The organism is Gordonia sp. WA4-43, assembly GCF_020520305.1.
GTDB lineage: Bacteria > Actinomycetota > Actinomycetes > Mycobacteriales > Mycobacteriaceae > Gordonia > Gordonia hongkongensis.
This window is the reverse complement of record NZ_CP084736.1, coordinates 3,448,131-3,459,943: the sequence shown is the minus strand read 5'-3', so window position 1 is coordinate 3,459,943 and position 11,813 is coordinate 3,448,131. Positions and strand designations below refer to the sequence as shown.

The 11,813-nt window shown below is 69.0% G+C and carries 7 protein-coding genes; 1 reads left to right on the top strand and 6 read right to left on the bottom strand.

Annotated elements, in window-relative coordinates:
* Window positions 1-185: 185 nt before the first annotated feature.
* Window positions 186-1,235, top strand: coding sequence for an alpha/beta hydrolase (locus LEL84_RS15455; RefSeq protein WP_226512060.1), 1,050 nt, complete (start codon window positions 186-188; stop codon window positions 1,233-1,235).
* Between the two features lie 429 nt (window positions 1,236-1,664).
* On the opposite strand, the gene LEL84_RS15450 is transcribed toward LEL84_RS15455, so the two are convergent.
* The 6 genes from LEL84_RS15450 to LEL84_RS15425 form a co-directional block, all read right to left on the bottom strand.
* Window positions 1,665-3,041 (bottom strand): IS1380 family transposase, encoded by a 1,377-nt coding sequence (locus LEL84_RS15450; protein ID WP_319005279.1) that lies wholly within the window; start codon window positions 3,039-3,041, stop codon window positions 1,665-1,667.
* A gap of 177 nt (window positions 3,042-3,218) precedes the next feature.
* Entirely contained in the window at window positions 3,219-4,628 is a 1,410-nt protein-coding gene (locus tag LEL84_RS15445; protein ID WP_226512059.1) for a carotenoid oxygenase family protein, read from the bottom strand.
* Between the two features lie 45 nt (window positions 4,629-4,673).
* Window positions 4,674-5,297 (bottom strand): hypothetical protein, encoded by a 624-nt coding sequence (locus tag LEL84_RS15440; protein ID WP_065631305.1) that lies wholly within the window; start codon window positions 5,295-5,297, stop codon window positions 4,674-4,676.
* Window positions 5,298-5,419: 122 nt separating this feature from the next.
* Complete coding sequence (locus tag LEL84_RS24850; RefSeq protein ID WP_319005241.1) at window positions 5,420-7,576, bottom strand: helix-turn-helix transcriptional regulator; 2,157 nt, start codon at window positions 7,574-7,576, stop codon at window positions 5,420-5,422.
* Window positions 7,577-7,625: 49 nt separating this feature from the next.
* On the bottom strand, window positions 7,626-9,827 hold the full coding sequence (locus LEL84_RS15430) for a DUF2254 family protein (protein WP_226512058.1): 2,202 nt from the start codon (window positions 9,825-9,827) through the stop codon (window positions 7,626-7,628).
* 54 nt (window positions 9,828-9,881) lie between these two features.
* Window positions 9,882-11,297 (bottom strand): phytoene desaturase family protein, encoded by a 1,416-nt coding sequence (locus LEL84_RS15425; RefSeq protein WP_226514327.1) that lies wholly within the window; start codon window positions 11,295-11,297, stop codon window positions 9,882-9,884.
* Window positions 11,298-11,813: the final 516 nt, after the last annotated feature.

Sequence of the window (11,813 nt, the reverse complement as noted above, 5' to 3'; positions counted from 1 at the left end):
CGAAATCCGGTTACCACAGAGACACCGCCGGTGCACGTCAGACGGAAATCCGGCGATTCGGGGTCCGCCCCGGAGACGGCCCGCGCGGGCGTTTCGGGAGCGTCGACGGTCGCGGCCCGATTGCGGCCGGGTCTCGCCCTGACCGATCCCGCACCCGCACGTCGTCGAGCCACTACCGTCAGGTGATGAGCGTCACCGTACCGGCCGATGAGCCCACCTCGGAAGCCGATCTCCTCGCGCATCCGTTCGGCCGCCTGGGCGTCGATCCGTACGGTTCGCGGCGTTCCCGAGCGGTCAACGCCTATCTGGCCCGCGTCACCTGGCCGATGATGACCGCGGCCGGGGTCAGCCACCCCCGCGTCACCGCGCAGATGATCCAGCGGACGCGCCCGGCATTGAACCGGACCATCGAGCGGATCAACCCACCCCCGGCCAACACCCGGGTGGAGATCGTGCGCGAGAACTTCCGGGGTGGGCAGGTCCGTGGTGAGTGGGTCATCGGCCGGCAGGCGAGCGCTCCGATCCCCGGTTCGCGGATTCTGTATTACATGCACGGGAGCGGGTACGTGGTGTGCTCGCCGCGAACGCACCGGGGCCTGGTCGGCCGGCTCGGCAACAAGACCGGGCTGCCCGCCTTCAGCCTGGACTACCGGCTCGCCCCCGAGCACGCCTGGCCGTGCGCGGGCAACGACGCCGTCCGCGGCTATCGCTGGCTGCTGTCCCAGGGGTACCGCGCCGAGGACATCGTGGTCGCGGGTGACTCCGCCGGCGGCCACCTGGCTCTCGACCTGCTCGCCGTCAACCACGCCACCGGGACCCCGCAACCGGGTTCGATGGTGCTGTTCTCGCCGCTCTACGACCCGACTTTTCAACTGGCCGTGCGCAATCAGCGCACCGGGGTACGGGACCCGATCATCGACGCGATGTCCGCCCGCAAGATCCTGCGGCTCTACACCCGGACCGCCGACCCCGATCATCCACGGATGCGCGTCCGTCTCACCCCGGACATGACCCTGCCCAAGACGCTCATCCAATACGGGGCGCGCGAGGTGATGGGGGCCGACGCCCGGGCCACCCACGACGAGATCACCGGCGCCGGAGGGGTTTCGGTGATCCAGGCCTGGCCGGACCAGGGGCACGTCTTCCAGCTGATCCCCCGCCTGTCGGCCGAGGCGCGGTCGGCCATCGACATCGCTGCGCGGTTCATCGAGTTGACCGCGCCGGTTGCTACATGATCCGAAGGGCCCCTCGTACAGAATCAAATCCGAATAATTCGCACACTCACTCTTCCCTGAACCGAAGGAATCGCAAGAGCACTGGTCCCTGAGGTGCGAGGAGCGATAGCGACGAGCCACGAAGGGCCTGGTGAGAAGCCTTGCGAGACCCTTCGCGGCTCGCTTCGCTCGCACCTCAGGGAACAGAGAATGAAGCTCGCTGCTCAGGAAGGAGGCACGAGTCTACGATCCCCGCTTCACCCCCCCGCTCCCTGAGCCTGAATCTTTCATGGGTGGCTGGGTTTTCGTCGATCAACGGTCGGTGTGGGGTTGTGGGGTTGATGTTGGTGTGTGGGCAGGGTGGGTCGCCAGCGTTCGGTTCGCTGGTTGTTCTCAGTTCCTGGTGGGGGTGGGGGCTGCGGTGACCGGGTGCGTGTGACAGGGGGCTGGTTAGGCGGTGAGGCGTTGCCAGCCGTGGTGTATGTGGTGGTTGTAGGGCCAGTCGGTGGGTAGTCGCAGGGTGGTGGTGCGGGCGTGGGTGATGATTTTGCCGGCGACGGTGAGTAGGCGGTGGCGTAGGCGTTTGGGTTCCCAGCGGCGGATGGGGTCGTGGCGGGTGTAGCCGAGGGTTTGAGTCCAGGCGAGTAGGTCGGAGGCTAGGGCGACAATGTCGAGCCACAGTTGGTTTTTGGCGAATTCCTCGAAGGGCAGGTTGGCCATGCCGGTGTCTTTGAGGCAGCGGATACGGTCCTCGGCGCGGGCGCGTTGACGGTGTCGTAGTTCCAGGGTCGGTAGAGTCCAGCCGCGGCCGCGGGTGTTGGTGGCGAACACGGTGTAGCGGCGGCCCTCGATATCGGTGATGAGGTGTTGGGCTCCGTTGTGGGGGTATTCACGGCGCACGATCAGCCGCATCCCCGATGGCCAGGACTTGTAGCCGGGTTCTGCGGCACGGGTGGCCGGCGGTAGGTAGCGGGTGATCTCGGCGACCTGGGCATCAGCTCGCGGATCGGCGTCGGCGTTGTTGACCGCGGTGACCCAGGCAGCCTCGGGCAGCACGTCTAGGGCTTCTTTGACCAGTTCGGTGATGGTGAACCCGACCGAGTACTGCAGATTCTGCTCGGCCAGGTAGGCCAGGAACTCTTTGGCACACCCGGCCGAATCGGTACGGATGAGCACGTGGGCGCGTTCGGCAGCGGGCAACTGCGCCACCGCCCTCTCGGTGGCGGCGATGTGCATGTCCGCACCCTTGGGGGAGGCGCCCCCACGCCGCAGGTCCAGGTTCAGTGTTTCCCCGGTGCCGTAGGCGCCGTGGTCGACGAACGAACACATCGGGGAATGCCCGAACACCCGTTTATACGTTTTCTGGGCCTGTTCTTTGGCCGATCCGGCCGTCACGGTCGTGGCATCGAGATCGACGATCACCAGCCCGCCATCGACGCTGCCCGCGGCGCCTTCCAGTGGGCGGGCGATGTCCCACACCCGTTCCCGCGCGGCGGCGCGAGCCGCACCGATCGCGGTACTGACCGCCTCGACATCAGCAGCGAGTCGGGTGATCACCCGCGAGATCGTGGGATCAGAGGCCACCTGCCCATACAACTGTGGTTGAGCACGGACTGTGGCCACATCGGCCACACAGTCACCACCGGTCGCCAAGGTCATCGCCAGATCCAGCACGATCTTGGCCGGATCATGCACCGTCGCTGTCGTTCGCCATGGCGCCATTGCCGCGGTCAGGGCGGCGCCCAGGCCGCAGACCTGCACGGTTTTCGTCAGTAACACCCCGCCGGAGGTTGTCAGCACCGACTCGGTGCGCGTGGGGTCCACCATCAACTCGGGATACACGTTATTCTTCACCTGCGAGGTGCCTTTCTTCTTGTGACTATTTGTTTGTGGTGAATCAATAATCACAAGGCAGACAGGCACTTTCGCGTATCACACGCCGAACACCAGCAACATCAGTGAAATATCCAGGCTGAGGAGCGCCCGGAGCCTGCGGAGGGCGCGTCACGAAGGGTCCGCGAGCCATGCCCCGTGCAGCCCGGCGGGGACGCGGATCGGGAGTTCGACGGTGGCGACCGGTCCGGCCGTCGGCTCGTCGGCGGCGAGAAGGTAGAAGTACGACCGCATGTCGGCGGGGTCGGTGCCGATCGCGCCCCAGTGATCGCGTTCGACGCCCGGGATGTAGATCGGTTCGCCGATCGCGGTTCCGGGACTCCAGAAGGTCTCGGTGCCGGCGGAGAGATCGTGGAACCAGAGACTGTCGGTGGCATCGGTGTCGCGGGGCCCCTTCGCCACCGTTGCCACGCGGTGGTGGTCCCGGGTGAGCAACCGGTCGTCGACTCGCGGGAACTCCATGTTGAAGGCGTTGTCGCTGATCGTGTTCCGGGTGATGGTGCCATCCGGGCGGATGATCGCGCGGGTGAGCGCCGACGTCGCCGGCCGGGGTTCGGCGGCGAAACCACCCGGGTAGCTCCACTCCACGTAGTCGACGGTGACACCGTCGTCGGGGCCCGGACCGTCGAAGGCGTTGGCGAAGTGCCACACCCAGAACGGGTCGGTCTGGACCCAGCGCACCGGACCGCCGTCGCGCGGGATGAGGGCGATGCGCGTGCCGTCGTCGGGTTGCCAGGACAGCAGCGAGCCACCGGTCATCGCGGCTTCGAGGTCGAAGATCAACGGGCACACGAAGAGTACGAGGTACCGCGACGTGAGGGCCATGTCGTGGATCATGACCGACTTGTCCAGACCGTCGACCGGCGTGGGCCCGGTGGTCGTCGTCCCGTCCGCGGACACCACCGACCACGTCAGGTATGGCGACTCGAGTCCGTAGTTGAACAAGACCATCTCTCCGGTGGACGGGTCGATCTTCGGGTGGGCGGTACTACCCACCCGCATCGCCCCGGAGCAGTCGGTCTTGGCCAGCGTCGCCAGCGTCGACGGCTCGAGCAGGTAGGGCTGGTCGGATTCGGCCATCGCCATCAACCGTCCGCCGTGGCGGACGATGTTGATGTCGGGCAGTTCGCGGTAGGTGCCGGCGAGTTCGTCCCCGACAACACTCGCGGGTGGCGTGTACCCGTCGGTGAGACCGGACCAGAGTGCATGTCCGGCAGCCTCTTCCGCGATGACCATCGGGGTCCGGACGAAGCGGTTGGTGTACCCGACGCGTCCGCCGTCGATGCTGATCCGGTGCACCATGCCGTCACCGTCGAGGGGATAGACGAACGATCCGATGGGATCGAAACGCGGATTGGGGCCGTTGCGGAGGTAGCTGCCGCGCAGATCCGCGGGGATCTCGCCGCGGACGGGCAGGTCGGTGACATCGACCTCCTCCCGCTGCGGGGCGTACACACCGGTGAGGTGGGCGTGATGCGCGAGGTCGACGGGAGCGGGCGTGGGGGGCGTGGCGATGGTCATCGGATGTCCTTCGGACGGGTCGGTAGGAGGGCTGTGCCGCGGGGGTCAGCCGGCGGTCGGGGCGGTGGAGGCGGCGGGCGCGCTGGGGGCCGCGTCGGCGATGGCCCGGGTCCGCTTGACCGCGAACACGATCAGCGCGATCGGCACGACCCAGTTGAGCAGGATGTTGCCAGGGTGGCTGCCGGACACCGATGCCGACGACGCCAGCAATCCGGCGACGATGTGCGAGCAGCCCATGAGTGCGATCGCCCCGGCCCACAAGAGGCTGATCTGGCGGTTCTTCGCGCGGAACACCGGTGAGTGCCACAAGGCGGGATCGACGGTCTCGCGGGCGTACTGCTCGGTGAACGGAACCGTGAACGCGGACACGGCCATGACCGCGGCGAGGACGAACGCCGAACCACCGCGACCGAAGAACACGAGCGCTTCATCGACCTGGGTGTCACCGACGATGCCGATGAGCGCGATGACGCCGAACAGGACGACCCCGGCGACGTCGATGATCTTCCAACCGCCGCCGGTGCGGACGGCCTCGTAGATGGTGACGGCCAGGGCCAGCGCGCAGGCGGCGATCGCGGCGAGCGTGACGTGGTCGGCACCCAGGCGTTCGGCCGCCCAGGCGAACACGAACCAGGGGGCTAGTCCCAAGATCATGGATTTGGCGTTCACGGCTGGTCTCCTTCGGTACGGCCGAGGTGGGTCCTCGTTGGGGTACATCCACTGTCCGCCGGGCCGATGACGCGTACATCTGCGTCATGACGGAGAAATCTGCGCCAACCGTGCGACGATGCTCAGTTCTGCTGCCGACCCACGACGAACGCGGCGAGTTCGACGCGGGTGCGCAGGCCGAGTTTGGCGAGGGCGTGGGAGACGTGGGTCTGCACCGTGCGGGTCGAGATGAACAACCGGTCGGCGATCTCGCCGCCGCTCATGCCGGCCGCGACCAGTTCGGCGACGGTCGTCTCGGTCTTGGTGAGACTGTCCCAACCATGGGTCGGCCGGTCGCGTGCCGCGGGGTCGAGCCGAATCCCCAACGGACGCAACCGCGAGGCCACGCGTGCGGAGCTGGTGCTTGCTCCCATGGCACGCGTCAGTCGCATCGCTCGCCGGGCGAGCTCGCGGGCGCGGTCCCGGTCTCCCGAAAGGGCGACCGCGCACGCGGCTTCCTCCCACATGCACGCCTCGGACTGCCGGTCCCCGACCGCCTGCACGATCTCGGCGTACTCGTCGGCGGCGTGCACGATCGTCAACGGGTCCGCGTCGTGGAGCACCACCGAACACATCGCGCGGGCCACCGCGACGGGCCCGGACATGGGCCGCGCGGGCGGTACCGGGAACTCGTCGAGCCCGTCCAGAATGCTGCCGAGCAGCGCGGTGTCGCCCGCACGCGCGCCGATCCGCGCGGTCTCGAGAACGACGGTGGGCAGCCAGGAGTACAGACCGAACCGGCGGCCGTGGTCCCATGCGCGGCCGGCTGTCGTCGCGGCCGCACGTAGTTTCCGGTTCGCCTCGAGCAGCAGGGCGCGGGCGCGGGTGGGCACCGGGAAACCGAACTGGTCCGGTAACCCCGTGTCGTCCCACGCGTCGAGGCGGGTCGACGCGGCCGCCAGGTCGCCGCGCAGCACGTCGACCATGGCCCGCCCGCCGACCGCCATCGACTTCCAGCCCATGTCCGCGGAGTCCGCGCGATCCAGTCCGGCATCGAAAGATGCCGCCGAGTCGTCGAGGTCGCCGAGCCCGAGAGCTATTCCGCCGCGGGTGAACTCGTGGTAGGCGGTCATCCAGTCGGCGCCCCGGCTCGATCGCAACCGGGCGGCACCCGCGAGCAGGTCGGCCGCCGCCGCCGGGCCGTGCGCATACTGTTCGATCAGCGACGGCCAGATGTCGGCCGACGACGTCGACAGTGTGCCGCCGGCGGATTCCGCCGCGTCCCGACGCGAGGCGAGCAGCGCGATCCCGAGCGCCTCCTCCACCTCGCCGCGCAGGAACCGGCGTAGCGCCTCGGCGATCAGGCCGGACACCGATCGGGTGGACGCGTCCCGCTCGACGTCGAAGAACGGGGTGTCCGGCGCGGGTCTTCGTCCGTCGAGAATGCCCACGTAGTGCCGCAGGTCGGTGAGCGTGCCGGCGACGTCGTCGCCGACCGGGAGCTGCAGGGTCTCGTCGATCAGGTCCCGCACCCGGTCGGTGTCCCCCTTGGCGATCAGGGCGAACAACAGGATCCGATGCAGCTCGGCGAACTCGGCGATCTCGGTCGCCAGTGCCATGCCGTCCTCGGCGACGCGTGAAGCCCGGTCGAGCTGCCCGGTTCGGGCGAGGGCGAGCGCGAGTGCGGTGTTGACCCCCGCCGACGGACGTGCGGTGCCGGCCAACGTCTCCAGGAGTTCCGCCGCGACCGCCGGTGTGCTGGCGAGTTCGCTCTCGGCGCGGCGTACCGCCGCGAACATCGCGGTTTCGTCACTGCCCGAGGCGATTCGGTGATGTGCCACGGACTGCGGATCGTGCCGGGTACTGGGATGGCTGGCGATCGCATCGTGCAATACCGAGCGCAGCATCGGATCGAGTTGTCCATAGGTGACGTCGGCGTAGAGGTCGTGCGTGAAGCGCAACGCTCCTCCGTCGTCGACGCCGACGATCCCGGCGTCGATCGCCGACTGGGCCGGCCCGACCAGAGAGGCGGGCGGAACCGCGTCGACCGCGGCCAGTTGCGCGAGTGCGAGCGGAGGTCGTCGACTGGTCCCTGCCCCCGCTGGGCGCCGACGAGGTCCGCCGTATCCGTCGGCGGCAGAGGCCAGTTCCCGGAGCGTATGGGTCTTTCCGGCGCCCGGGCCGGCGGTGATCACGCCGACCCCACGGCGGGCGGAACCCGAATCGCGTTGGGCAGCGGCGACGAAGTCGTGCATCTCGTCGACCACCGCACGACGCTCGGCGGACTGGGACGCGAGCACGGACTCAGGGTATCGGTTGTGTCCGATTCGCGTGATCTATCTGCTCACCTCACCGGCCGAACTCGGACCCGTATCCCTGCCGGTCCGCAGCCGCGGCCAGTCGCCGGTCGAGGTCGTCGGTCCAGTCGCGGGCGACCTGCGCGTCGAGTACGGCCAGTCGCTCGGCCACGGGCGCGCGCTGCGCGGGCCCGCACCCGGCGAGAAGGGACTCGAACAGCGCGCGCAGGCGGCGTTGCACCTGTACCTGGCCGGTGCTGTGCCTGCGGATCTCGTCGGTCCCGATCGCGACGTAGTCCGCCCAGCTGCGCCGGATGCCGCGGACCGAGCCGTCCGGCGTGGCGCGCTCACCGCACAGCCGGGGAGCCAACAGCAGCAGCAGGTCCTCGGTGTGATCCAGCGCCTGCACCACGACGCTGGGGTCGTTGCTGCCCGCGGACATCGCCTTGAGCGCGATGTCCGAGATCGCCTGCAGCGCCGCGGCCGGGCTCACCGAGGGTTGATGGGTGTCCCCGAACAACAGACAGGCCAGCACCCGCCGGGTCTCCACCCGCGTCGGGTCGCCGACGATCTCGACCACCGGGAGATCGTGCGGCACATGGTCTCCGACGGCGACCAGCACGTTGATCCGCACGTTCCACGACGCCGCGTACCGCCGCAGACGATCACCGTTGACCGCCAGCAGGACCCGCCCCCGCGCGGTCACCTCGCCCAGCCTGATCTGCGTTCGCATCTCATCCGTCGCATTCGGGTCCGTCGCCGCGCCCGGGCCGGTCCCCAATAGCTCGGCGTCGCTCGCGTCGGAATCGGAGCGGGTACCGAACTCGGTTGCGGCGGTGCTCTCGTCGTGCCTGTCCGCCGGCGGCAGCTGCCGCACGATCGCGGACCGGCCGTCGTCGGCGATCCACTGCAGTAGGCGCGCGGTGTTCAGGATCGTGCCGACCTTCCCGACGAGCGCGATGAACAGGTACGCGCTGACGGTGGTGAGCATGAACGCGATCGCCGTGGACAGGCCGGGGGTCGGCTCGTCCGGACCCCCGACCGACAGGTCGATCGCGATGATCACGCTGTAGACGAAGGTCGCGAGGAAGAAGCCGGTGGACCATCGCATGACGGGTTCTTGCTGCAGCATCGGGATCACCCGCACCGAGATCGACGACGCCCCGAACTGCATCGCGAGCGTGACGGCGGTGAACACGAGACCGGTCAGGGTCGCCATCGAACCGGCGATGACACTGAGCAGCGTCGCCAGGGTTCCCGGGTCGACCTCCAGTTCGAGCAGCTCGTCGAATCCGACGGTGGTCCACGCGGCGACGATCGCGAACGTCACCAGCACGACCGGCAACCGCCAGATCGGGACCGTGCGCAGGGCCCGGCGCGTGCGCCGCCATCGGATAGCGGTCGCCAGCGCGCTCGGTACCTTCTCGGTCACCACGCCGACCGCCGCCGGGACGGACGCCGGCGGGGGAACCGGAACGGGAGCCGGCGCGTCGGGCACCCCGAAACGCCCCGCCACCGCCTCCTGCACGACGATCTTCCATCGCATCAACGGTTCTCGATATCGCTGCTCACGCCCGATCGCGCGAGCCAGTTTGCGGGGGCGGTTCTTGTATCGCCACCGGGCCCATGGTGATCGCGGCCGCGCGAGTCGCGCGGCACCGAACCACAGCAGGACCGGGACGAACATGCCCACCAGTCCGGTCCAGACCTTGCCCTTGATCAGGGTGACGATCGCCAGGAGCACGTTGAGCACGACGACACCCGCCGCGACCAGCCGTGCCACCAGGCCGTTCTCGTTCCGGATGTCCCCGACGACCTCGAACGCCCCGAACGGCTGCAACCCGAGGAGGAAGAGCAGACCGATGGCGATCGCAACGAACACCGCGTCGATCGACGTCCGCCCCTCCTCCGCCCAGTAGACGTCGCGCAGGTGGAGGATGAGCGCGAACTCGTCGAGCACGAGCGCCGCTCCGATGCCGAACAGGGCCGCCAGGACACAGTCGATCACCGGTGTCCGGAGCGGGTCGACCGCGACGAATCCGAAGCCCGCCACCAACATCGCCATCATGCCGAAGAAGGCGTGGTGCACATGCACCCCGCCCGGCGTCACGTTGCCCGGCCACCAACTGACCTCAGCGCGGATCATCCGCACACTGAAGCGGATGAACAGGAAGGTCAGGACGAAGGCGAGCAACAGGAAGAACAACGGCAGACGACCGGTCTCGGCGATCCGCTCATCGAACCACCCGGTCATCCCCCGACCCTAGCGGGAGCGCCGGGGGTTCTCGCGGGCAATCGCGACTCTGATCTACGGGCCGAGCCGGCGCAGTGCACTCAGAGCCGCGTTGTGGCCACACATTCCGTGCACGCCGGCGCCCGGTGGCGTGGACGCCGAGCAGATGTAGACACCCGGGATTCCGGTTGCGTACGGGTCGGCAGCGATCCGGGGGCGCATCACGACCTGGAGGGGATCGTTTGCGCCGCCGATGATGTCGCCGCCGACGAGGTTGGCATTGCTCGCGGCGAGATCTGCGGGCGTGCGCACGACGGACCCGACGATCCGATCGCGCGTCCCCGGCGCGAAGCGTTCCAGCTGCGCGAGCACAGCGTTCGTGGCGTCGCCGCTGTAGCCATGCGGCACATGTGCATAGACGTACACCGGATGGACGTCACCGACCGACCGCGCCGAATCGGCCAGATATTGCTGGGCGACGAGGACGAAGGGCCGCTCCGGCATCCGGCCACGATGGATCTCGGCCTCGGACGCGACGACCTCGGCGGCGGAGCCGCACACGTGCACGGTGCCCGCCCGACCGGAGAACTCGTCCCGCCACGGAATTCCGCCGTCGACGGCGAGGTCGATTTTGACCGCGGCGGGCGCCCGCCGAAACCGTCGATACGCCTTACGGACTCGGCTCGGGAGTGCGTCCCCCGCAAGGTCGGCGACCGCGCCGGGCTCCAGGTCGAGCAGGATCACATCCGCCGGTGGGAGGTCGGAGAGGGAGCTGACCCGATGGCCGGTTTCGATGCGGCCGCCCAGCGTTGTCAGCACCGCGGCGAGGGCCTCCGGCATTCGGGCCGTCCCGCCCTTGATGATCGGCCAGCCATACCGATGCGAGATGGCGGCGAACATCAGCGCGAACGCAGAAGTGGTCGGCCGGGTGAGCGGGTACCACCCATGGGCGGCGTTCCCGGCGAACAAGGCCGCCGCCTCGTCCGTGTGCCACACCCGTCCCAGGACGGTTGCGGGCAGGAGAGCGGCGGGCCCGAACCGGGCAAGCGGGCCGAGATGATGCGGCACGTGCAGGAGCGGGCCCAGCACTTCCTGCGCCAGGTCGTCGAAGTTCTCCGCCAACGGACCGAACAGGCTCCGCCATCGTGGGCCGTCGACCCCGAGAAGCCGACTGGTCTCGTCCAGCGAGTTCATCATGGCGCCGGCCCGGCCGTCGGGCAACGGATGTGCGAGGTCGATCTCCGGCCAACCCCATTCCAGGCCGTGGTCGGCGAGTCCGAGACTCTGGAAGAACGGCGACGCCAGCCCGATCGGATGCACGGCAGCACCGTCGTCGTGCAGCAGACCGGGCAGGATTCGCTCGGACGAGCGGGCACCACCACCGATCGTCTCGGCCGCCTCCAGCACGGTCACCTCGATGCCCCGCTGCGCGAGGGTGATGGCGGCGGCGAGCCCGTTGGGCCCCGCCCCCACCACGATGGCCGAGGTCATGAGCGGCATCGTATTCGATGTGCACCGGCACAACCGCGATCGCAGAACTCGATGCCGGGCTCGACATGGTGGTTGCCCGGATGAGCCGCCCGCCTCACTGCATGTCGGGGTGATCGGAACGTCGGGCCGGCCCGGGCTCGCTGCGTCTGACGGACGCCAGGCGGGACGACGCCTGCGCGCGTAGGGCGGCGACGTCCGCTGCCGCGCGGGCGCGGTGGACGCCGCGAGTGAGGCATCGGGCAGGTGTCGACGCAGCTCCTCGATCAACGCCGCCGCCTGCCCGGGTGGACCATCGTCGTCGTGCACCACGCAGATCGCGAACTCCGAATCGGCCAGGCGTGCCAGGGCGGAATCGGCGGGAAGCAATTCGACGCAGGTCCGGGCCCGGCGAACCAGTCGCTGCTCCCGCTCGCGCGGGTCGTCGGTCGTCCCGGAGTCGTCGACTGACCACGAGATCACCGTGACCGCCGCGGCCGACCGCCGTCCGTCGAGGAGCCCCGCGGTCGCGAGTTCCCA